Origin of the sequence: Parabacteroides goldsteinii, assembly GCF_020091425.1 — a bacterium.
Taxonomy (GTDB): domain Bacteria; phylum Bacteroidota; class Bacteroidia; order Bacteroidales; family Tannerellaceae; genus Parabacteroides; species Parabacteroides goldsteinii.
The window spans coordinates 4,735,999-4,760,388 of sequence record NZ_CP081906.1 but is presented as its reverse complement, the minus strand read 5'-3'; the positions used below and the strand labels follow the sequence as shown (position 1 = coordinate 4,760,388).

17 protein-coding genes and 1 pseudogene are annotated in these 24,390 nt (G+C 41.7%); 6 read left to right on the top strand and 12 right to left on the bottom strand.

Features of this window, described 5'->3' with window-relative positions; genetic code table 11:
* Positions 1-21 precede the first annotated feature (21 nt).
* The 4 genes from K6V26_RS20120 to K6V26_RS20105 form a co-directional block, all read right to left on the bottom strand.
* Positions 22-828 (bottom strand): IclR family transcriptional regulator, encoded by an 807-nt coding sequence (locus tag K6V26_RS20120; protein WP_048314443.1) that lies wholly within the window; start codon positions 826-828, stop codon positions 22-24.
* A gap of 253 nt (positions 829-1,081) precedes the next feature.
* Positions 1,082-2,245, bottom strand: a complete 1,164-nt coding sequence (locus K6V26_RS20115; RefSeq protein ID WP_048314442.1) for a DUF1735 domain-containing protein — start codon at positions 2,243-2,245, stop codon at positions 1,082-1,084.
* Positions 2,246-2,275: 30 nt separating this feature from the next.
* Entirely contained in the window at positions 2,276-4,231 is a 1,956-nt protein-coding gene (locus K6V26_RS20110; RefSeq protein ID WP_195586166.1) for a RagB/SusD family nutrient uptake outer membrane protein, read from the bottom strand.
* A gap of 8 nt (positions 4,232-4,239) precedes the next feature.
* The gene (locus K6V26_RS20105; RefSeq protein ID WP_224263667.1) at positions 4,240-7,485 is read right to left on the bottom strand and encodes a SusC/RagA family TonB-linked outer membrane protein; all 3,246 of its coding nucleotides are present in this window, start codon (positions 7,483-7,485) and stop codon (positions 4,240-4,242) included.
* A 440-nt stretch (positions 7,486-7,925) separates the two neighbouring features.
* Here K6V26_RS20105 and K6V26_RS20100 point away from each other — a divergent pair, with 440 nt between their 5' ends.
* Positions 7,926-8,414: an RNA polymerase sigma factor gene (locus tag K6V26_RS20100; protein WP_007655744.1), complete on the top strand. Its 489-nt coding sequence runs from the start codon at positions 7,926-7,928 to the stop codon at positions 8,412-8,414.
* Positions 8,415-8,426: 12 nt separating this feature from the next.
* Positions 8,427-9,017 carry a hypothetical protein gene (locus K6V26_RS20095; RefSeq protein ID WP_048318192.1) on the top strand — a complete coding sequence of 197 codons (591 nt, stop codon included), beginning with the start codon at positions 8,427-8,429 and terminating at the stop codon, positions 9,015-9,017.
* Here K6V26_RS20095 and K6V26_RS28595 read toward each other — a convergent pair.
* Positions 9,014-9,139, bottom strand: a complete 126-nt coding sequence (locus K6V26_RS28595; protein ID WP_007655739.1) for a hypothetical protein — start codon at positions 9,137-9,139, stop codon at positions 9,014-9,016. The genes K6V26_RS20095 and K6V26_RS28595 overlap by 4 nt on opposite strands.
* Positions 9,140-9,489: 350 nt before the next feature.
* On the opposite strand from K6V26_RS28595, the gene K6V26_RS20090 reads away from it, so the two are divergent.
* Positions 9,490-10,179 carry an outer membrane beta-barrel protein gene (locus tag K6V26_RS20090; RefSeq protein WP_224263666.1) on the top strand — a complete coding sequence of 230 codons (690 nt, stop codon included), beginning with the start codon at positions 9,490-9,492 and terminating at the stop codon, positions 10,177-10,179.
* Positions 10,180-10,194: 15 nt separating this feature from the next.
* Positions 10,195-10,683 carry a cupin domain-containing protein gene (locus K6V26_RS20085; protein ID WP_224263665.1) on the top strand — a complete coding sequence of 163 codons (489 nt, stop codon included), beginning with the start codon at positions 10,195-10,197 and terminating at the stop codon, positions 10,681-10,683.
* A gap of 10 nt (positions 10,684-10,693) precedes the next feature.
* On the opposite strand, the gene K6V26_RS20080 is transcribed toward K6V26_RS20085, so the two are convergent.
* The 7 genes from K6V26_RS20080 to K6V26_RS20050 form a co-directional block, all read right to left on the bottom strand.
* Positions 10,694-11,902: a hypothetical protein gene (locus tag K6V26_RS20080; protein WP_224263664.1), complete on the bottom strand. Its 1,209-nt coding sequence runs from the start codon at positions 11,900-11,902 to the stop codon at positions 10,694-10,696.
* A gap of 61 nt (positions 11,903-11,963) precedes the next feature.
* Positions 11,964-13,814, bottom strand: coding sequence for a DUF349 domain-containing protein (locus K6V26_RS20075; protein ID WP_007655731.1), 1,851 nt, complete (start codon positions 13,812-13,814; stop codon positions 11,964-11,966).
* 233 nt (positions 13,815-14,047) lie between these two features.
* On the bottom strand, positions 14,048-15,283 hold the full coding sequence (locus K6V26_RS20070) for a sodium ion-translocating decarboxylase subunit beta (protein WP_224263663.1): 1,236 nt from the start codon (positions 15,281-15,283) through the stop codon (positions 14,048-14,050).
* Positions 15,283-17,181: a biotin/lipoyl-containing protein gene (locus K6V26_RS20065; RefSeq protein WP_224263662.1), complete on the bottom strand. Its 1,899-nt coding sequence runs from the start codon at positions 17,179-17,181 to the stop codon at positions 15,283-15,285. Before K6V26_RS20065 ends, K6V26_RS20070 begins: the two co-directional genes overlap by 1 nt.
* A gap of 287 nt (positions 17,182-17,468) precedes the next feature.
* Complete coding sequence (locus tag K6V26_RS20060; protein ID WP_007657317.1) at positions 17,469-17,777, bottom strand: hypothetical protein; 309 nt, start codon at positions 17,775-17,777, stop codon at positions 17,469-17,471.
* Positions 17,774-18,727 carry an IS110 family RNA-guided transposase gene (locus K6V26_RS20055; RefSeq protein ID WP_010800681.1) on the bottom strand — a complete coding sequence of 318 codons (954 nt, stop codon included), beginning with the start codon at positions 18,725-18,727 and terminating at the stop codon, positions 17,774-17,776. Before K6V26_RS20055 ends, K6V26_RS20060 begins: the two co-directional genes overlap by 4 nt.
* A 149-nt stretch (positions 18,728-18,876) precedes the next feature.
* Positions 18,877-19,152, bottom strand: a complete 276-nt coding sequence (locus tag K6V26_RS20050) for an OadG family protein (RefSeq protein WP_010801500.1) — start codon at positions 19,150-19,152, stop codon at positions 18,877-18,879.
* 247 nt (positions 19,153-19,399) lie between these two features.
* Between K6V26_RS20050 and K6V26_RS28655 the strand changes: the two are divergent.
* Positions 19,400-19,537, top strand: a pseudogene (locus tag K6V26_RS28655) (HEPN domain-containing protein); the annotation flags it as partial.
* A 780-nt stretch (positions 19,538-20,317) separates the two neighbouring features.
* Positions 20,318-24,298, top strand: coding sequence for a hybrid sensor histidine kinase/response regulator transcription factor (locus tag K6V26_RS20045; RefSeq protein WP_224263661.1), 3,981 nt, complete (start codon positions 20,318-20,320; stop codon positions 24,296-24,298).
* Positions 24,299-24,390: the final 92 nt, after the last annotated feature.

Genomic DNA, 24,390 nt, shown 5'->3' with positions numbered 1-24,390 from the left:
GATATGTGGTTATTTATATTGTTATTGCTTACAAGTATATCCCAAACTGGTAGAGATACTATTCGCTGTTAGGATTAATTCTTTTGCGACTACAGGAAAGATACTTTTGGTTAGACGGCCGGATGGACCGGACGTCCAGATTGTTGCGACAATATTATTAAATTGATTAAATATAGGTGCAGCGATACATTGCACACCGGCCATTTCTTCTTCCAGGTCTACTGCATATCCGATTTTCCGAATGCGTTCGAGCTCTTTTTTCAGTTGAGCTTCGTTTTCGATAGTATGTTTGTTGAAGACGGTATATTGTATCGTTTCCAGTGCTTTTTCGAGTTCTTCTTCCGGCAAATAGGCGAGGGTCAATTTGCCGGGGGCAGAGGCGTGCAAGCAAAAGCTTGTTCCGGGACGTAGCAGGAAGGTGAAATTGTGAGATCCCAGCACTTGCTCCAGCAGGACTATTCTGTTTTCCATAAAAACGCCGAGCATAATACTTTCTTTGATCTTATCGCGCAGCGCTCTCATGGGTGAAAGAGATTGTTCCACTATATTGGATTCGCCCAAAGCTGCCAGACCCAGTTTTAAAAACTTTTTGGAAAGGAAAAACTGTTGGGTATCGATGTTTTTTGATAGATATCCCATATTGAGCAAAGAGTTCAGCAGGCGGAAAACAGTCGTTTTAGGTGTATTCAGCAGGTTGACTGTTTCCTGCATGGTTAACCCGTTCGGGTACTTGATAAGTAGCTCCAGCAGTTCAAAGCTTTTTTCAAGCATGGGGATGTTATATTTATCTCCGTTTTTTACTTCTTTTGTTTCTTCCTGATTCATCATATTGTCACTTCCTTCTTTTGTTTCTTATTTGAAATCATATTTCTTATTTGAAACAAATTTCGCGTTTTTATAATAAATAGACTTCATGTATTTTGTTAATTAATTAATAACAACAAGGGGTAAGGTTATATAATTTGTTAATTTACAACCATGGAACAAATGTGTGGAATATGAAAAACGGGAACACGTCAACCGTGTTCCCTGTTTTTATATTTTGATTGATTCAAATATTTTGCTTATGCATTTTCTTATCCTATTTATCTTCAGGTAACCAATATTTGTATCCTTTCGATTTTACTTGTGCCCAACTTTGGGGAGAGATGCTATTCCCTTTGATCGGATCCAACGTCAGGTCTTCTGATTCGAAGGTTAATACATCGGTATAATCCTGCCCGATTACATTCTTGTAATGAATGGTAAGGGTCTTTGTTTTAGGATCATATTTGTTGTCTTCCGTGACACCTTGTACGGTGCTATAGGCAAATGTTTGGGCTGGGAAGTCACTGTTTCCTGCCAGGATGGGTTCGATGGTGTAAGTTCCGGCAACCTGGTCGTTCAATGTGAACAGGTTATACATCCAACCGAAACCATGATAGGCGAAGACTTCGAAACTCCAAACACCGGTTCCCCAGATTATATACTTTCCTTTTAGTTCAGGGGTATCGCCCAACGGTGTGATATATTTATATTTACGATGTCTGCCGTCTGCCGGTATGTTTTCGGCTCCGTTTCCTAACAGACGGGCTGAGAGGTAACGGCCTGTCGGTATTTCTGGTATCGGAAAACCGGACCAGTCGACCACTCTTTCCAGGTCTACATTGAGTTCGGATACCATGAAGTTGTAGTATTGGCGGCTCAGTGTAGCATTTCCTGTCTCTTTTATTTTCAGGGCAAAAGCGAAATCGGCATACGTTTCCATCTTGTCGCGTTCGATGGGAACCTGAAATGTCAGAGACGTGGAGGCTGTTCCTGCTTTAATGACGACAGGGAATCCTTTTCTTGTCTGGTCGTAAGGGATGTTTGTCGTGTACAGTGACGGATCCGGAATATAACGTTCGGCATTTTTTGAAATGTTATAGTCTTTCACGGCTTCTTCGTCAAAATCGATCAGGATTTCCAAATCTTCATGGGCGGAAAGCGATCCTCCTATTCCTATTTTGAAAATAATATTGGCCGTGCCGACTTTGTAGTCTACTAAAGTGTCCGTGTCGTAACTGTCGTTGATGATCTTTAGTGTATCAACGAAAGTATAAGCTTGGACACCTGTTATCTCGCGCTCCGTGGCGGAGGTCGATTCTGAATTGATGATATAAACTTCCTGTTTATAAAATTCTTTATTTTCGTAATCTAGCTTTCCACATGCTGCTGTTATCAGCGTAAGCGTGAAAATGGTTATATAAGACAAATATGTTTTCATATACGTTATTATTTTTATAGGATATTAAAATTACCATCCCGGATTTTGAACAAGGTCTCCCCAGTGATTTGCCACATCCTGGTAAGGAATCGGCAGGAAGTAGTTTTTTTTCTTGAACAGGTAACCGTCTATGATGGTCCGGTCATAAAAACTACCGTCGGTGGCTTGATAATTGCAACCATATACGGGGCCGTTCATTCCTTTGTTGTTACCGAATTGATCTCGTTCGTTTATCTCTGCATCTTTCCATCTGCGCGAGTCGAAATATCTCTTGCCTTCAAAAGCGAATTCGACATATCTTTCTCTTTTGATTCTTTCCCGATTTACATCTTGGTTTCCCGATCTGTAACCCGGTAGTCCGGCTCTGTAACGAACGTAATTCAGATATTTCAAAACATCCGGATTCTGTGGGTCATATTCATTTAATGCTTCGGCATACGATAAATAGATTTCCGCCATTCTGAATACAGGATATTGTTTATCGAAACTTCCGGCTGCGTTTTGATCTTCGTCATTGATCCATTTTACGATCTGGTAGCCGGTACGGATAGAAGGACGGTCGGATTGTAAATATCCGTCAACCATATTGGCACGGTAATCGGCATAGTGTATGCTTCCGGTATTTTCGACATAGCCTTTCCCGATGAACCCGATCGTTGCATAAAAGCGAGCTTCCCTGTTCAGGCATCTGTTGGGCACTTTTTGAATCGTGTTGTTCAGTTTGAATCCGGTTATTATGGGAGAAACTTTGTCTTTCTTCCCTTCTCCATGAATGAAGTAGTTGTCGCCGATGGAGGTCATTCCCAGATCGATGTACAACTCTTTTTCTTCCTCGATTGTCTTGCCGTTATTCATAAAATAAGCATCGACAAGCTTTTGTACGGCACATAATTTACCGGTGTTACCGCCGCCCTGTCCTTTGTTATAGTTGCGGGGGAAACCTAAATAGCTTAACGAGGAGCTTTGTCCGGATGTGTTCACCTGCCAGATTACTTCTTTGTTCCAGTAATTTTTTCCTCCGTTGAATAATGCTTTATAAGACTGATAGGCGTCGATACCTGCGGGACCGTTTGGCCATTCGATATTGTTGCCTTCGAATTCGCCAAGCGGAACGGTTGGATAGCCGTCGTTGGCGGGCATCGTGAACAAGTCGAATTTATTTAAATCGATAATGTCCTTAGCTGCTTTGGCGGCTTTTTTCCATTTCTCCATATCAGGCGATTGTACGTTGAAATACGGAACACCTTCTTTATTAACAAAGTCACTATAATCCGGATTTCCGTTTACCAACGGACTGGCAGCCCATAGTAGCAGGCGAGTTTTCACGGCCATGGCTGCCTCTTTGGAAGGACGGCCGTAGTCGGAAGTCAGGATGTCTTCGCTGTTGGGAAGTTCGGCAATACACTGTTCTAATTCTTTTAGGATGAAATCCGTACATTCGTCTAATGTCGATCTGGTGGTAGGGTATTCTTCCAGCTGCGAATAGTCGATCGTTTTGTCGATGATGACAAACGGGCCATATAATTCTATCATTTGGGAATAATAGAAGGCTCTTAAAAAGCGGGCGTCTGCAGCATAACCTTCTACTTCGCCCTCTTCCAGCAGTTTGTCGTTTGCCAAATGAGAGTTTTCCAGAAATTGGCAGCATAACCGAATGGCTTTGTAATAGTTTTTCCAATATTCGTATATCGGTTTGTCTGCGTCATATTTGCCTTGGGCAAAGGTAAGGCATTTATAACTGTCCAGGCCGCCATGAGCTTCATCGTAATTGCAGTTGAAAGGCCAACCGTTGACCATGTCTGCATAGTTGGGCATGGCTCCGTAGCAAGCGGCCCATGCTTTTCGTATGCTGTTTCGTTCAGTCCAGATATCGTTCAGGTTTTCTACCTCATTCAAATACTCATTTGCATCCAGATAGTTGCAAGAGTTAAAACCCGCCGACAAGCAAAGGCTTAATGCTAATTCTATGATATATGTTGTTTTCATGATTTGTATTATAAATTAAAACCGATTTCAAAACCTAATGTGATCGTTCTTTTTAGCGGATATGCATAAGGAGAGGTTAGTTCCGGATTCCAATCCTTGAATTTGGAGAACGTACATACATTATCGCATCTTCCGTAGAAATAGATACTCTTGAAGAATTGATTTTTGTCTTTAGGTATCCAGTTATAACCCAATTCTATGTCGGCAATTTGCAAATAAGAAGACTCACGAAGCCAGAAGGTAGATTGTTGGGCATTGTTTCTGTTTTCAGATCCGAAAGCCAGACGCGGATAAGTCGCATTCGGATTTTCTGTGGCAGTAGTTCCTGAATAAGAGGCCGGTGTCCAGTGGTCGTTCATTGCGGCATAATACAATGCTCCGTTTTCGTTGATTACTTCCTTGCCGTTGGAATCATATGGATTGAAGGGTATTCTACCTCCGCTGATCGTCCTGTAAACATTCGACTTTCCGATGAGTCGCGATGCCAGAGTGAAGTTTTTGTAACTGATGTCGAAAGCCAACGAGTAAGTCCATTTGGGATACTGGTTTCCTAACCATACACGGTCGGTAGGCGTAATTACACCGTCTCCGTCTATATCTTTATATTTTATATCGCCGGGCTTTACATCATTCCATGTCTGAACAGGACTATTGTTGATGTCTTCTTGGTCTTTGAACAGGCCTAAAGCAATATAATTGAGAGATCTTCCGTAGTCCAGGCCGATACCGCTCTGGTAAGGAACTTTCGGGTCTAATTGTCCGTTTTCTTTGATCTCGTTATTATTGTAACTGATGATGCCCTTTATGTAGTTGATTCTGAAATCATTCCATGAATTGGAATAAGTGAAATCGAAGTCAACACCTTCGGAAACGGTCCATCCCAGATTGGCCTTTGGTATAGCCGGTAAGCCTAATGTGGATGGCAGGCGGTTCAGGTCGATCAATTGCATCTCGTTGTCGTAGTGGTATAACTCAGTGATTAATTTGAATTGTTCAAATAATCCGATTTCTACTCCGAGATTGATTTTCTTGTTGCGCTCCCAGGTTAAACCTAATTGCTCCAGTCGTGTTTCGCCAATACCTCCAATGCCGATGCCACTGCCTGCGGCATTACCGAATCCGAATGAATAACCGGTCAGAGGACCTGTCGCTGCCAAATAACCGAAACGTTTGGCACTACCCGGAGCCCCTACTTCTCCATAAGTGGCTCGGATTTTAAATAGATCCACTACAGGACGTAAGCTCGACCAGAAATTTTCATCCGAAATCAGCCAACCTGCGCCAATGGAAGGGAAAGTAGACCATCTCTTATCCGGTGTAAAGAGTTGAGAGCCTGATGCCCCTATATTCACATCCATAAAGTAGCGATGCTTCCAGTCGAATGTCAAACGGCCTGCCAACGATTGTTCGCGTGAGGCCAATGCGTTGATCAGCAATTCTGCTCCTTCTCCTTTTGGTGCATCTGTCAGATATTCTCTTTGCTTATAAAGGAACAATCCTGTTGTGTGAAGATCGGTGAAGAAAGTTCTGCTGTAATTTGCGCTACCTTGTACTTCTATAACTCTGTTTCCTGTTGGTGCTACATATTTAAAACTCATTTTGTCGTCGACATCCGGGGTTTTATTAATGGTGACCAGGTTGCCTTCTTCGTCTCGTCCGGTACCCATATAACTATGGGCGAAGTCAGGAGCATGTTTTTGATATTTCTTCTCGTACTTGTGCGTGTAATAGTTGTTTTTTGTAAAAGAAGCAATAAAGTTGACAAATAGCCCTTCTGTTATAAAGTCAAGTTTTTGAACGATATTCAGGTTGGTTGACATGTGATTGGCATAATCTTTTACAAAACCAGTCTTTGTCAGCAACGAATACGGGTTTGTCACACCGGACGGCTCTTCTGGAGCTGTACCGTTCGAGTATTCGGCCGGGAAAAGCGTCGGGTTTAGATTATTCATAATATTCAGAAGATTGTCAACGCCTTGCCCCGGTTCTGTCGTTGTATTGTAACGACCGTCAAATCCTAAAGCTAATGTTGTTGAAGAACTCACATCGGCTTTGATATTTGAACGGAAATTGAACTGGTTGTAATCGGCATTGGAATCATTTCCGCTGTTGAACATACCATTTTCTTTATAAAAACCTCCGGACATGTAGTAGGTTACCACGTTTCCTCCACCGCTGATGTTGAAGTTCGCTTTTTGAGAGAAATTATTCGGTTTAACCATAGTCTTGTACCAATCCACATTCGGATAAAAGTCCATATCCGCATCACCGAATTTCTCTATATCCTGATCTGAGTAATACGGTTTTTTCCCTCTGACAACGTATGCTTCGTTTTTCATCTTGGCATAATCAACTGCATCTACCCACTTGGGTTTGTAAGTCGAGTTGTTAATAGAAGCTGAATAGCTGACTCTTACGGATGGTTTTGCTGAAACTTTTCCTGTTTTTGTTTTAATAACAATGATACCGTTGGCTCCTTCCAGACCATATACAGCTGTTGCTGAGGCATCTTTTAAAACGGAGAAGCTTTCAATATCATTCGGGTCTACGTCGTCAATCGTTCTTTTTAATCCGTCAATTAAGATAAGAGGTTCACTATTCCCTGTCACAGAGTTGATCCCTCTGATAATAAAGGAGGCACCATCTTTTCCTGGTTGTCCGGACTTTTGTACAAAGGTAACGCCTGCTACTCTACCAGCCAATTGGGTTGATAATGATCGTGTTGGCGCTTTTAATTCACTTGGTTCAAGAGTCGTAATAGCACCTACGATACTTACTTTTTTTTGAGAGCCGACACCTGTGACAACAACTTCATCCAGAAGTTCAGAGTCTTCTTCCATTTCGACAAGAAGGGAAGTCAGTTCCTGATTCTTTAATTTACTGATATTTATTTCTTTCGTTTTGTAACCGAGATAAGAGAATACGAGGGTCGAATTTCTTGGTACATTGCTCAAGCTAAAACTTCCATCTTCTCCAGATATTGTTCCGATCAGCGCGTTGGCTTTAACGTGAATTGTTATGTACGCTAACTCTCCTAAAGCATCTTTTACTTTACCTGAAACCAGGACGTTGTCTTTGGCTTGTTGGTGTTTGGTCGGTTGTTGAATCAGAGAAGGCTCTCCTATATTATCCGCCCATATATGCCCTACAAAGAATGAGAATAATAATAAAGACCCCAAAGGTCTAAAAATGTGTGTACAGATTGAATTTGGATGATAAAATGTAATATCATCTTTTATGCGATTTTTTTTCATACTTTTGTATGCGTTTTTGTTAGTATTAATTTAATGAGAAAAGAGGTACTAATTTAAGGCTGATAAGTGAGGCAACACTTATTGGCCTTTTTTTGTACAAAGGCAGGTGATTGTGTTTATTTCATAGGCATGTAAATTTAAAATGTTACTAATTATTTAACTGTATTGTCTTGAATTTAAACGAGTAATATCATTTGTTTAAGGTTTGTGATACAAAACATTTAGTTTCTGTATGGAAACTTGGTTTTGTATACGGAACAAATATGGAATTTTTTTATGGAATAAATATAGTTTGATGTATTAAAAAAAAGTGAATATTAAAATATTTTGAAATTTTTACAGATGTAGTAAAATGAAGATTTATGCAGATTTTTGATTTATTATTGTAATTATCCATCTTTGCATACGACTGATATAGTAAACAATACGATTGTTAGTAAATGAAAGCACAGCAACAAGAGAAAGAGTTTATCGCACTTGTAGAAGAATATAAGCAGGTGATATATAAGGTATGCTATATCTATGCAAGTGATCCGGAAAATCTGAATGATTTATATCAGGAGGTCGTGATAAACCTGTGGAAAGCATTTCCCCGCTTCCGGGGCGAGTGTAAGGCTTCCACCTGGGTGTATCGTATCGGATTGAATACTTGTATTTCTTTTTTCCGCAAGTCAAAGTCCAAACCGGAAGTGGTACCGATTTCGGTCGACTTGGAAGATTTTGTGGAAGAAGAAGATAAAACAGCCCAGCTTCATGAACTTTACCGGATGATAAACCGGCTGGGACGTTTGGAGCGTGCACTGATCCTGCTTTGGCTGGAAGAAAAGAGTTATCAGGAGATGGCGGATATTACCGGACTTTCCCGTAATAATGTGGCAGTAAAACTCAATCGTATTAAAGAGAAACTAAGAATCATGTCAAACAGTTAAATTAAAAAGAATATGGAACTGGAGGAATTAAAAGCAGGTTGGAATGTGCTGAACGAGCGATTGGCACAGAATGAGATATTGAATAAAAGGATCATTAAAGAGATGATAATTAATCGGACACAGTCGGCCTATGAACGGTTGTTCAGGTTTGATTTGTTTGGACTTATATTGGCATTCGTGATGTGTGTGTTGTTTCCTGTGCTAGTTGTGACAGGTAAAATCGTGATGCAGCCGCTCTCTTTTGCTGTATTGGAAGGGACTATTGGCATAGGATTTATTATACAAGTCTTTTTCTCCGCTATACTTCTTAGGTTCAATATGGAGAAGAAGAGGATTTGTGAACTGGCCCGACTTACGTTAATTTATAAACTTTGGATGAAAAGGAATTTCATGTTTGCTTCGGGACTTGTAGTTTCAGCTCTGATTGCTTTTCTGTTTATTGAAAAGGCCCGGCTTGTCGCTAATTGGGAAATACGTCTGATATTAATATTGCTCTTTATTTCTATTATGATGTTCTATCAAATCCGTTTTTACCTGAGAAATATCCGAACAATAGAGAAAGGCCTGGAAGAACTGAAGGAGTTCGAAGAAGAAGTGGGTTAGAATAGGTCGGAATGGGTACTGTTATCAATGTCTTCCATGTCTTTTTCAATGTCGGACTCCTTTACTCTGATAGTCCACCCGAATTTATCGGCCAGTTCCACTTTTTTGATTGTCGCATCCATATTATTTATTCTTTAATTTATTGAGACAAAGTTACGTAATTTCTTTGTCTCAATAAATTAAAGAATAATAAACCATTCGTCAAAGGAATCCTTCCGTTTGTCACAATAATTTCCGGACTTGTTTCTACTCGTCTACTTTTGGTGTAAAAACAAAAGATATGAGTGGGAAAAGTGATGACGTGAATGTCCTGAATGTGGCAGGCCATGAAATACCAGTTGCGCGTAATTGTAGAGACCCTGTTTTTGCCTGTATAATAAAAAATCCCCTGTAGTCGTCCTAAATATAGAGGGGTAACATACGAAATTGTTCCGACTCTCGTTTAATTCTCATAACGAATTAAATGAAGATTATGAAAAATAAGAGTTGTGTATGGTTGGTGTGTATGTTGTTATGTATTGCCGTAAAGGGAAATGCACAAGTGATAACGTTGGAAAACGGTTTTGGCATAACATCTATGCGAGCAAAAAAAGCCAGTACGAATAAGGTTTATCCCTATCAGATGTCGTTAGGGTATCAGTATTTGGATAAAGGCTGGTATAATTTATCCAGCAATATCGGTTATACCCGAAGAGGTGGTCAAGTGAAAATATCTTATAATTCGATAACTGGTTCTGAATGGAGTGGGAGGATTACAGAAAAAGATAAGTTACATTATCTTACATTAAGTACAACTTTCGACATTAAGAAAACAAGTCGTGACGGTTATACTTTTTTTATCGGAGTGGGGCCCAGACTCGATTTTAATTTGAAATCGGTAGTAACAACCTATTCGGATTTTGATGATACAGTTTCAGATTATAAGTCGACAAAAGAAAAGCTGGATGGCATTCATCCTGTCCTGTTCGGTTTGAAATGTGTGGGTGGCATCCGGAAAGACTTCAGGAATATGCAATTAGGATTTAATATCGCTTATTTACCTAGTTTTAGCCGTTTATCGGATGGAATACGTGACCGTACATTTACATTTGGATTATCTTTGGGGTACAAATTAGGAACTGAAAAGACGGGTACTATTCGTAGCGTTCGTCGTCATAAATAATAAGATATACAGCTTATGGATCGTAGCAAAGATTCTTTTTATTGGATTGAAAAACTAAATATGTCTCCGCATCCGGAGGGTGGTTATTTTAAAGAAGTATATTGTCCGGACAGGTGGAAACCTATTCCCGGATATCCATCCGACCGCAGAGTGTTGACAACGATTTATTATCTGTTGGAAGAGGCGGACTTTTCGGCTTTTCACCGTATTCAATCTCCGGAAAGCTGGTTTTTCCATAAGGGTGAACCTTTACATATTTATTCTTTCGAGAGAGGGCAACTTGTTTGCCGTGAATTATCGGATCAGGAGGGAGGACAGTTGCAGATCACTGTTGAACCTGATACCTGGTTTGCTGCCCGCCTGAAAAATCCGAAAGGTTTTACATTGGTAAGTTGTGCCGTCGCTCCCGGATTCGAATATAAAGATTTCGAACTGGCCCGGAAAGAAGAACTGGTCGTTAGGTATCCTCAGGAAAAAGAGATTATTGAACAATTGTGTAGATAGAGAAAACTATCTACACAACTAAAATATAGGCTCTGTACTTTGTCTCCTTTGTCACCGGGCATAAAGACAAGTATCCTTCCCTGATTTTGCCATTTTCTATGGTGAGCGGGTAAGCTCCTTTCATGAAACGATGACGTTCGTAGGCTTCCCCGACTTTACTGTCATAAGTGATGTGGAAATCACCAATGGCATACGGAGCCAGATATCTTTGACTGAGACGGAGGGCAACCATTCCCATTGTATAGCGCATATTGATCTCGATACAGGGATGAAGGGCATACGAACCGTCTTTTGTTTTGTAGACGATCATATCCACTCCCAGATATCCACGGTATATATTTCCATAAATGCCTTTCAGGGCTTCTGCAACTGCTTCCTGGGTCCGCAGGTAAACATCTTCTCCTATCCAACGTTTGATCGGTGTAGCCAGATATTCCTGACTTCCCAATACATTTCCGGAGTAGGAACCTTTTTTTTCCGTACTGAAGACGGAGAGTCCTTCATAGGTGACATGGCCTTCCCCATCGGAATAAAACTCCATCGCCAAATCATGGACCTTGTCTAGTCCGCATTCAATACTGACAGTGCCCTGTTTATTGATAGCCCCTTCTATCCAGGTACGGTCTTTAGGGGTGAGTTTACGCTCCGGTATCCAGTGCAAGCCGCGTCCGGATGAAGAATAAGGAGTCTTTACAACAAAAGGGGCATTTTGCAGGATCAGGTATTTTTCTATTTCCCTGATCTTTTTGCAGAATTTTGGAGTAGCCGGTATGGGAAGGTCGGGTAACAGCTGGCGGATTCGTTCAAGGCATTCTGCCGCTGTCTGCCTGCCGGTCAGCCGGAAATATTCTTCTTTCCAGGTCGGTACGGACAGGTTTAATTGTAATTCTTGTTTCAGTTTCTCAAAGAAGTGCAGGCTGTGCGGAGATATTCCCCAGGGAGACGCCGCCAGTTCCGGGAGGGAAGGAGCGAGATTCTTCAACTCTTTTCCGGAAACAAGTGTGGCGAATGGCCTGAGCTCTTTAGGTTGTAAAGAAAAGAAACGGGGTGAAGCGATCTCTTCCGTAAATACATAATCGTTGCTGTCGGCGTACCACACCGGAAGATATGATAACTCCTGTATCATTCTTTGTACGTTTGCCGGAGGGGTATAGTTCTCTGTGCCCAGCAGTACGGCAGTTTCATGTCCGGGATTAAATAAATGTATCTGGGATATCATATAAAATAGTAGATGTATATAAACAACGAAGCCGTCTGTTAGCGAGACGGCTTCGTTTTATTTATTCAAGATTTTCATCTATTGCATCGATCTTTTTAATTATGAGCGCCATCTCATCTTTTAGCTTTTCGATCTTGCGCTCCATTTCTTTCACGAGACCGCCACCACCTTTCGAAGAGATGCTGAGGAAGCCGATATTATTTTCGTATGTCTGCAATTCATTTTTCATGCGGTCATACATTCTCATCAGCTTTTCGCGTTCGCCATACAGTTTGCCTTTTCCATGTTCGCCTGCCATATCGTTCAGGTTACTGCGGAATGACTGCATCTTACGATCTGTCTGGTCTACTTTCAAACGGTCGAACTGGCTGTCTACCGCTTCGTGATATTCTTTATAGATTTTATCTTTTTCCTTGAAAGGTACATGACCGATTGCATTCCATTCAGCCATCATATCTTTCAGTTCAGCCAATGCTTCATCTGCACTCAATGTTTCGTCCAGCTTATTGATCTTTTCGATCAATGCTTTTTTAGCAGCCAGATTTGTCTGTTCTACGCTCTTCTGGGAGGAAACATTTTTATTTTTCTGTTCGAAGAAATAATCACAGGCAGAAATGAAACGTTTCCATACAACATCCGAGTGCTTGCGGGCAACCGAACCGATCGTTTTCCATTCTTTCTGGAGAGCAATCATCTTTTCAGTCGTACTCTTCCATTCTACGCTGTCTTTCAGTGCTTCCGCTTTCTCACACAAGGCTTTTTTCAGTTCGAGATTCTTTTCCATCTCTTCCTTGATATTCTTGTAGAAAGCGCTTTTCTTGTTGAAATATACATCACAGGCAGCGCGGAAGCGTTCGAAAATCTTTACATTGGATTTTTTCGGTGCGAAACCGATTGTTTTCCATTTATCCTGTAAAGCGATCACCTCTTTATTCTTTTCTTCCCAGTCTTTGAATGTCTTCAATGCATCGAAGTCGATACCTTCTATTTCTTCGCAGATAGCTGTTTTTGCGACCAGGTTTTCCTGTTCTTTCGATTTCAGCGATTCGAAATGCTCCTGATGACGTTTGTTGATCACGGTAGAAGCCGCTTTGAAACGAGCCCATAACTCTTCGCGCAGTTCTTTGGCAACCGGACCGATCTCACGCCATTGCTGATGCAGTTTTTGAAGCTGGTGGAATGCGGACACGACATCCGGTTCGGTTTGCAGCTTTTCAACTGTTTCACATAGAGCAGTTTTCAATTCCAGATTTTTCTTGAAGTCGTAATCGCGGAACTGGTTATTGATCTTGATTATATCATAGAATCTTTCGCTGTAAGTCTGATAGTTTTTCCACAGTTCGTTTGCATGTTCCTGTGGTACGGCTTTAATTTCTTTCCATCTCTGCTGGATGTCTTTAAAGTCGTTGTATAGCTTATTGAAGTCGTCCTGACTTTCGGTAAGCACTTTTAACTGGTCGATCAGTTGAAGTTTCAGTGCATAGTTCGCAGCCTTTATGCGTTCTTCTTCTGCCAGGATTGCAGCTCTTTTTTCTTTAAAAACGGCTAGCAATTCTTTCAGTTTGTTTTCGCCTTCATCTTCAGGAGCGACGAAATCCTTTTCTTCTCCACCACCTTCGAGGAATGTTTTCTTCGATTCTTCAACTTCGGCTCTGTGGATTTTATAAAATGCCTGTTTCAACGATTCCACTTCGTTGCGTGCCGTTTCGGCAGCAGCATTTACCAATTCAGCTAATTTTTCAAGAATCTCTTCTTTTGATAATTTACTGATAGCGTTCGCTGTCGCTTCATCCGGGGTTTCAGTTGTTTCAACTTCAGCCGCAGTGTTTTCCGGAGTTACTTCCGGTGCTTTAGTTTCTTCTAATTTGCCGGTTTCTTCAGCTGGCAGATTAGTTTCATGAGTGTCCTTCATATTCAATCACATTTAAGAAAAGGATAAAAAGCATTCCTATATCAAGTCACAAATTAAAGTATTTATTTTTGGATTACAGCATTTGCGGGCAATTTATTTATTAGAAAAGGTTAATATTCGTGTAAAAAGTCCGGAATTAACCGCTTTGTTCTCCAAAAAATGTATTAAACAAAAATCCCTGCAACTTGCATTGAGCAGATTACAGGGACTTTTTATAAATAGTTGCAGTTTTTTTATCCCAGGAATGAGATCAATACGCCGGCTGCAACAGCTGAACCGATTACGCCGGAAATGTTGCTGGCCATGCAATACTGCAATACATGGTTTTTAGGATCATATTGCAATGCAATCTCATTGGCAACACGTGAAGCCATTGGGACGGCACTTAATCCGGTTGCACCGATAAGCGGATTGATTTTCTTCTTGGTGAACAGGTTGAACAGTTTTACGAAGAAGATACCGCCAGCGATAGACAAGGCAAAAGCCAGGAATCCACCGATCACAATACCGATCGTTGTAAAGTTCAGGAAGGCTTCCGCCGTCATGGTTGCACCTACCGACAGTCCCAGGAAGATTGTCGCTGCATTCATGATGCTGTTGGAGGCTGCATCGTACAGACGGAATGTATTGGTTCCGATCTCTTTTACCAGATTACCGAACATCAGCATACCGATCAAAGGCACAGCACTCGGAACGAACAACGCTACCACGGTTGTTACAACAATGGGGAAAATAATTTTCAACACCCGCAGATTCTTGATCTCGGTAGTTGACGGATATTTCTTTTCCTGTTCCTTCATATTGATACATAACTCTTTTTTAGAGCAGAGCGCTTTAACCACCAAAGGGATGATTACCGGAACCAACGCCATGTACGAATAAGCCGCGATAGCGATCGGGCCTAATAAATGCGGAGCCAGTTTGATGGTGGTAAAGATAGCCGTAGGGCCGTCTGCACCACCGATGATACCCAGTGAAGCCGCTTCCTGCGGAGTGAATCCCATCAGGATCGCTACCAGTAAAACGGTGAAAATACCTAGCTGGGCAGCCGCACCGAAAATCGACAGGCGAAGATTACGAAGCATCGGTCCGAAGTCGGTCAATGCTCCTACACCCATAAAAATGATTGGCGGAAGGAAACCGGTCTTGATCAGCATGTAATAGATGAAGTTCATGATTCCCAGTTCATGCGCAATGTCGTGCAACGGCATTTCCCAGATGTTTTTCATTACCCCGTTAATATTGATCAATCCGTTTTCATCAGCCTGGATCACGCCCATGTCACCTCCGGGGAAGTTGGCGAGCAACACCCCGAATGCAATAGGGACAAGCAGCAAAGGTTCATATTGCTTCTTGATACCCAGATAAAGCAATATGAATGCGATTGCATACATGATCAGGAACTGCGGTTCAGCAATAATATTGCTGAACGCAGTCATTTCATACAGATTTTGAAATATCTCGTTCATTACTGTATAGTCATTAATACGTCGTCTTCAGAAACCGTGTCGCCACCAGCGTAGTTGATGGAAGTGATCTTTCCGCTGAATTCCGAACGTACGGCATTATATGTTTTCATTGCTTCCACATAACAAAGCACATCGCCTTCTTTGACTATATCTCCAACTTTAAGCGGTGTGTCGGAAGCGTTCTTTACGAGGAAGAATTTTCCTTCCAGCGGTGAAAGAATTTCATTTCCGGCTCCGGCAGGCGCTGGAGCGGCCGGTGCTGCCGGTTGTGCGGCCTGGGCAGGAGCAGCAGCAGGTGTGGTATTAGCCGTATCTCCGAAAGCAACTGTTACGCGGTAAGGCTGTCCGTCTACATCTACAGTCAGCACCTGAGGTGTTGTAGGCAGAGCTGCCGGAGCGGCTGTGGCCGGTGTTGCCGGTTGTGCCTTTTCCTGCAAAGCAGCTTTTTTCTGGGCAACATCAGCCAGAAATTCGACTTTCGCTTTTCCGGAACGGTAGGCTTCGTACTGAGCCGGGTGCATTGCATATTCGAACAACTCTTCGTCGTCTTCGCCGGTTTCCCATTGTTTCTCGTTCATCATCTTGCGATATTTATCAAGAGCATCCGGGTAGTTGTCCTGCGGATTTCCTTCGAAGAATTCGCGTCCTTCGGCTTTTGCCTTTTCGATGATTTCAGGAGCCAGCGGACCAGGCAGTCTTCCGGCTTTTCCGAGAAGCATATCCCAGATGTCGTCGGCGATCATGCTCCAGCGTGCTTTCCCTTTTTCCATCTGCATTACGTTCATCAGTGCCAGGTTCTTTACGTACTGGCTGAACGGAGTTACCAATGGAGGATAACCGACACGCGGCCATACATAAGCCACTTCGTCGAATAGCTTGATCAGCAGCTGGTCTTGCGACATCAGCGGCTTGTTGTTCTTGATATTGTTTTTGTTGATCGATTCCAAATTCTTTTCCAGGTCAGACATCAGGCTGCCCATCATACCGCCGGGAAGTCCCGGGCCGATCAGCAACGAGTTCATCAGACGGTTTTTCGGACTGATATACAATCCTAAGAAATCATCCATAAATTCCTGGATCATGCTGCGTACTTTCATGTAGGCTTCCATATTGATTTCCGGCACTTTGTAACCGGCATCTTTCAACATGGCCTGCACGGTCAGCAGGTCGGCATGCCCTGTACCCCATGACAGTGGCTCCATACCTACGTCGATATAGTCGCAACCGGCGTTGCACACTTCCAGGATAGAAGCTACATTAAATCCGGGACCAGCATGGCTATGATACTGGATAGGTATTTCAGGGTGTTTTGCTTTGATATTGGCAACGATCTGTCCCAATGAATAAGGACGTCCGATACCTGCCATATCCTTGATACAGATTTCGTCTGCTCCCAGTTCGATCAGTTCCAGGGCCATCTTGGTATAATATTCGACCGTGTGGATAGGCGAGTGGGTGATACAGAGCGAACACTGGGAGATCATCCCGGCTTCTTTGGCATACTGGATGGAAGGAGCAATGTTGCGTACGTCATTCAGGCCGCAGAATGTACGGGTGATGTCGGTACCCTGTGCTTTCTTTACCTTGTAGAATAGCTGGCGGACATCTGCCGGAACCGGACTCATACGGAGGCCGTTCAGTGCACGGTCCAACATATGTGTTTGAATACCTGCTTCATGGAATGGCTTCGTCCATTCACGTACGGCTTTATTTGGATTTTCTCCGAATAGTAAATTAACTTGCTCGAATCCCCCTCCGTTGGTTTCAACGCGGGCAAAACAGCCCATCTCAACAATAGCGGGGGCAACTCTGGTTAGCTGGTCTACTCTGGGAACATATTTTCCGGCAGATTGCCACATGTCTCTGAAGACCAAACTGAATTTGATTTCTCTTTTCATATGTAAATAAATTGCGCTCCCTATCTCAAGAGAGCCGTTTAAACCATTAATAAATTGATTTTTTTAGAGTTCAGACAAAACAAAAGAGAGCACTTGTATAGATACAAATGCGGTTGGCTATTATCTTTGGGCATTTTATAATTTTACAACAGCTAAGAAAAAAAATTTCATACACGCGTTAAAGGACTCGCAGTCTTGACCGCTTAGCAGTTGAGATCAGTTTCATGAGCGACCTCTTGCTGTTTCTTACGACAACAAGCCAGTAAAAATCGACCTTCTCTATGTTTTTAACCTACTTCTGGGATTGGACCATCATCACGGCTGATTTTAACTTTATAGCCAAGTGCTTCCAGCTCTTTCTTCAAGTAATTTTTCCGTTTCTGCTCCATCCTTTGGTTGAGATATTCCGCACCGAGTTCCTTATACTCACAAGCCTCTTTCAGTACATGCCATACCGATTTCAGGATCGAGTGTCCTACTGCTACTAAAGCCCTCTTTTTCCCTCGACGGGCGGCTAAACGGTGATAACGTGCACTGTAAAAGGTGTTCTTGGTACGGGTGGCTGCCCACGCAGCCTCCGTGATTACGGCTTTCAACTGTTTGTTGCCATGGGTGGTTCTACCACTTTTTTTTTACCTGCGCTCTCGTTATTGCCAGGACAGACACCGGCCCACGAAGCCAGGTGCTTTTCGGTTGGAAAGGCTTCCATATCCACACCTATCTCTGCTATCAGGTCTTCAACCGTTTTCCGGCTAAGTCCGGGGATCTTCTGCAAGAGTTCCATCACATTCTCATAAGGAGATAAAACCTCTTTTATACGGCAGGTAAGGTCAGCTATGATGGCTTTCGTCTGTTCCATATCTTTACGGATGGTCTGCAACATATAGATGTGATGCGGTTCTATAAAGCCTTCACAAGCCTGATAAAGAAGTTCCGGACTGGCTTCAAGTTTTTTATGATAGATGCAAGTTATGTCATCCATTGTTACATGACCCTTATCGATCAACATATCTATCAGCTTGTTCGCCACGACTCCGTCCAGGCTGCACACCACGCTGGAAAGTTTGATGTTACAATCTTCCAGGATACGAACAATACGGTTTTTCTCAGAAGATACATGCTGGATCAACTTGTTACGGTAACGGGTTAAATCACGAAGCTCACGTTGTTCACGCTCCGGGATATAACTCGGTTTCAACAAACCTGCTAAAAGCAGTTTGCAAATCCAGGCACTATCCTTTTTATCCGTTTTGTGCCCGGGAACATACTTGATGTGCCGTGCGTTCACGATCCAGACTTTCATATCAGGACATTCAAGAATCTTATAGACCGGCTTCCAGTAAACACCGGTACTTTCCATGGCTACATGCGTAATGCCACTGGATAATAACCATTCTTTTAATTCTGTCAAAGAACTACTGAAGGTCTTGTAACTGCGGGTTTCAGTTTTGAGACCTTCGCCACTTATCGTAGCAACTACCATGTCCTTGTGGACATCTATTCCACAACCCCGGAGGATGACTTGTTCAAAAGGTACTGTTTTCATTGCATTCGTTTTTTCGAGTGAATGACACTAAAGTAAACAATACCCCCCTATTTACATGCTCTTGGACGAAATTTATTTCATGGATGTTTCATGATATATTATGTATAGCTAGTATTATAATTTTCATGATATATTATGTATAGCTAGTATTATAATTTTTCAATTTTGGTAACCTTTCCTTGTCCACCTGTTACCATGCTGACAGCGGCTACGATAGCAGCGGTAGTCTTACCCGGAATATTTCCGGACTGTCCGGCCGCAACAGGTTGTGTTGTTACTTGTTTTTTTACGATGACTTCTTCCGGTGCGTACTTGTTAACCAATGTGATTAATCCTTTTCCTAAATAGATTACGATCAAAAGAATTGCAAATACTGTGGTCATTCCGACTACCATTAACAAAAGTCCAGTTTCTATGTTTTCCATATCTAATATTTATGACAATAAGTGTTGTGGGAAGCGATCAAAACAATCTCCGCCAAGTTATAAATTGCATGCAAAAATAACAAAATCCCGCAATTTTCTTTGCAGGAAGACTATAAAAAAAGTAAAAGAATAGAATATTTATTCTTTTGAATGTTTTGTTTCGTAGGATTAATGCGGTTTTTTGTGATAAATAGTTATGAAAGCGAGCTTTAGATGACCTGAATAAAGCTATCCTTTTTTTCTTCATCAGGCTCGCTATAATTCACGCTTTGTTGTTGCCGGAGAGGATATTGAAACGCTTCTGTCTAAAGTTGAATTACTCCGGGATATTACGAAACAATGCTGTGAGGAAAGAATCAGAGCCTATGAGGCAAAGAAAAGATAACATGTACACTTATGTGCAATTGTTTGAAATGATTGGTTTGACAAAATGAATTAATATGGAACTGTTCTTGAACAAAAAGATTCTATCAGTCGGATTTTCGTGGCGCAAATATTCTTTCAAACCGATGTTACAGGATGCTTTCGAATACAATATTTAACAGTTGTCTCTTTGAATACATCTTTTGTAGTTTGTTTTCAATAAAAGTAGAACTCGTTTTAAACGAGTTTTTTTTTATTTTAAATGAGTAGGTGGCTTATTTAAACCTGAGATTTGTGTTAATTAATGTTGAATATCCTCCTTTGAGAGGCCCTTTCATGGAGGAAAAGTATGTTGAAAAACATTTTATGTTGTCTGTAGCAGGATAAATGATTGTCGAGGTTGTAGTAGCATATTTGTTGTATGTGTGAAAAGAATATAGCAAATTGTTTTATTGTGTTCTTTATGGATTCCATAAAGATGTTTTTTTATGTATAAATCGGTTGAAGTGTTATTCGTTTGATCGCTGACAATTGTATGAAAAACTATAGGTTTTGACATTGGTCCGTATAACTCTTCTAAGAATGGGTTGATTTGACAATTTGATATTTGTAAATAATGTATTTAGTATTAAGCCGGTTTATACCCTATCATGGTATCTGCTGTCATTTTGTTAATCTCGGAATTCTTAGGTTAATGCTGAATATCTTTGTTTTATTTTTTACCTTTGGCCGGTACTTTTATATGAGGGGGATAATTCGATACAGGATAATGCGATTTTTTCTTATTACCATATTACTTGTGATGTCTGCGGTAACGGCCCGGCCTGTCTATTTTAATCACTTAGGTGTTAAAGACGGACTTCCGCAGTTATCCGTTCATGCCATCTATCAGGATAAGCTGGGCAGGATATGGTTCGGCACAGAGGAAGGGGTATGTATTTACAACGGGGAGGAAATCGTCAATTATAAAAATTATTCCCAGTTATTGAACAGGTCTGTCACTAACTATACTGTTAACCATATAACAGGAACGGACGAGGGGGATGTCTTTTTTACGATCGGTAATCTTCTTGTCCGATATGATCTGAAAGAAGATTGTTTTTATGCCTTGAAAACACGTATCTCTTCGTTACAGAAAACGCAAAACCAGATATTTCTTTCTTCGGGCGACAGTATTTTTACCTGGAATCCAGCAGAAAAGAGCATTGATTTATTTCAGGTAACGGGGATAAAGGATAATATCACTTCTGTTTGCTATGACAGCCGGAAACAATTGTGGATCGGCACGCGGAAAGGACTTTATAGGATGGAACAAGATGGTGAAAAACAATGTGTCATTCCGGAAAAGGATATATCGGCTCTGTTTGAAAGTTCGACTCACGACGTGTGGATAGGAACCCGTCTTTGCGGTTTGTACTTGTGTGGTACGGATAACAAGTTGACAGAATTTGTGTCAGACAAAAATGAAAATTCAATCAGTCACAACTATATACGCTCTATTGTTGAGGATTATTCCGGTAATATCTGGATCGGAACGTTTTATGGACTGAACAAATACGATCCGGTTGCAAAACATTTTTCTTCTTATAAAAAAGATCATGTAAGAGGCTCCCTGACCCATTCGTCTATCCTGTCTTTGTTCGTTGACAAACAAGCTGTGTTGTGGGCCGGGACTTATTACGGGGGAGTTAATTATTTTAATTCCAGGAGAAGTATGTTCAACTTCTATTCGGATGATCCGCTGCGGAAGGAGTGTTTGAATTTCCCTATTATCGGACAGATGACGGAGGATAATGCAGGTAATCTCTGGATTTGTACGGACGGGGGAGGTTTGAACAAGCTCGACCGGAAAACAGGTTTGTTCTCTTATTACACGGCCTCTTCCGGTGAAAATTCCATCAAGCATAATAATCTGAAATGTATAGATTATGACCCGGAAGAAAACCAACTGTATATCGGGACATACACCGGCGGACTCTGCCGCCTGGATATAAGTAGTGACCGGTTTTATAATTATATAGATAAGGAACCGCATTCTGCCGGGCTGCATACGAATATCAGTTGGCTGAGAGTCTATAAAGAATATGTCATTTTTGTGGACGATTACGGACTTTTCAAACTGAAAAAAGGGACTGGTGAGATTACGCCCTTATTTCCGGGCTCCGATGAAAAAACATTCTACGGCAACCAGTTTATCATTGACTCAAAAGATAATTTATGGTTGGCTCATTTTTCAAGTATAACTCGTATACCGCTAAAAGAGCCGTCTGCAAGGCAAACATATAGTACGGGTGAGAAAGGACTAGGAACTGCATTCATGACCTCTTTGGTCGAGGTTGCCGGGAATAAGATATTTGTTGCGACGGCGGGTGACGGCATTTTTCTGTATAATGAAAACGATGATAATTTTACGAATTATAATGCGGAGAAGGAACAGTTGCTGAGTGACTTTTGCTATTCGATGGGCGAGGCACAAAACGGGAATCTGATTATTAGTTGTAATAAAGGTCTTTCCATAATGAACCCGGAAACCGGTGAGCAGGTTTTCTCTGCCAGTATTGCGAAGGACCTGCCTTTCTCTGCGATCAACAGTGGATGCGGGATATACAGATGCAGGAATAAGGAGGTTTTTGTCGGATCGGCGGACGGAATGATCTCTTTTTGGGAGGATAACATTATCTGGAACGATAAGAATTATGACCTGTATTTTTCAAACTTGGCAATTAATCATAAAACAATCACCCCTTCGGACCAGAGCGGCATCCTGACGGTAATTCCCGCCTATACCGCGCAATTGACCTTGTCGCATGAGCAGAATAATCTTATTCTCAGTTTTGCAAGCAATAATTCCCTGCAATCGAATAATTCATCTGTTTATGAATACAAGCTGGATGGTTTCGATCCGGAATGGATACCGACGCACAACATGCATCTCAGCTATACCAACCTTTCCCCCGGTGATTATACGCTTCATGTACGGGAGAAGAAGGCTGAAAATGATCAGTTGAAAGAGATACGGATGGCGATAACCATCCTGCCGCCTTTTTATAATACTCCGTTAGCCTGGGTGTTATATATTGCATTATTCTCCGGTCTGCTGTATGCTTTCCTTTCTTTCCGTCAGCGACGGGTGAAGTTGGAGGCTTCCCTTGAATACGAACGGAAGGAGAAAGAGTATATAACTAACCTGAATAAGGCAAAGATCTCTTTCTTTACGAATGTCAGCCATGAGTTCAGGACGCCTCTTTCCCTGATAATCTCTCAGATAGAGTTATTATTGAACGGTAATACGGTGTCGCTGGCTGTGCGTAACCAGATCAACAAGGTGTATAAAACGACCTTCCAGATGCAAAATCTGATTAACGAACTGCTGGATTTTCAGAAAGCGGAGCAGAAACAAACCTGTCTGAACGTATCTGAACAGGATTTGATCCCTTTCCTTCGTAATATCTATATCTTTTTTGAAGAGAAAGCGCAGACGAACCAGATCCGTTATTCTTTCTCAACTTTAAAAGATTCGATACCATGCTGGTTCGACCCGAAACAATTGCAAAAGGTTGTTTCCAATGTCTTATCGAATGCTTTCAAATTTACTCCGGTGCAGGGAAGTATCGAGTTGGTCGCAGATGTTGTTGATGAGCAGATTGTAATCAAAGTGATCGATAGTGGTATCGGCATCGACAAGAAAGATTTATCGACTATTTTCGAGCGTTACTATCAGGCTTCAAACAGTCTTCTTTCTTCCCAGAAAGAGTTCAGTACCGGTCTCGGACTTGCCCTCTGCAAAGAGATTATCGAATTGCATCATGGAAAAATCCAGGTAGAGAGTAAATTGAATTATGGCAGTATTTTTATAATCACCTTGCTTCCCGGCAAATTGCATTTTGAAAAGGATGCCCATGTAAAAATAGAGGAGACTGCCGGCGCGGTAAATACAATGACCGGTTACATGCCGGTTGAGTCTGTTGCCCTGGATGATTTGCATGATTTGGAGGTGCCTGCTTTGCAAAAAGAAAACGAGAGCCGTTATAAGATTTTGATAGTGGAAGATAACAGGGAGTTGCAGGAAACATTGAACACTCTTTTCTCTCCATTTTATCAGGTTTTACAGGCCTATGACGGGGTGGAAGGGCTTCGCATTGCCCATGAAGAAGAGCCGGATATTATTGTGAGCGATATAATGATGCCCGGAATGTATGGCGACCAGATGTGTTTTGAACTGAAGCAGAATATTGCCACCTGCCATATCCCTGTCGTCCTGTTGACAGCCCTGTCTTCCACCGAAGATAATATAGAAGGGTTGATGAAAGGGGCGGACGATTATATAACAAAACCGTTCAATACGAAAATATTACTTGTCAAATGTAATAACCTGATCCGCAACAGGCTTCTCCAGCAGCAAAAATATCAGCATGAGCCGGCCTTGACCATGCAATTACTGGCTAATAATGAAACGGATAAGAAGTTCTTGCAGAAGGTCGAGTCTGTTATAGAGGCCTATCTGAGCGATACGGAGTTTTCGATCGATAAGTTGGCGGAAGAAGTAGCTATAAGCCGCCGTTCCCTTTTCAGCAAATTTAAACAACTCACCGGGATGACTCCCAATGATTTTATCCTTAACTATAAACTGAAAAAAGCAGCATTCCTCTTAAAGGACGACACGAGCTTGCAGATTGCCGAGATAGCCGATATGCTTGGCTTCGGTTCTCCCCGCTACTTCAGCCGTTGCTTCAAAAACCAATTCAATGCTTCCCCGATGGAGTATAGGAATAGTAGGGGGTGAAATTTTCGACTTTAATATCTAAATCCTTATAAATAAATCTGTTAAAAATGGATATGCACTATTTGTGCCTATCTTTTGCATTATTCTGCCAA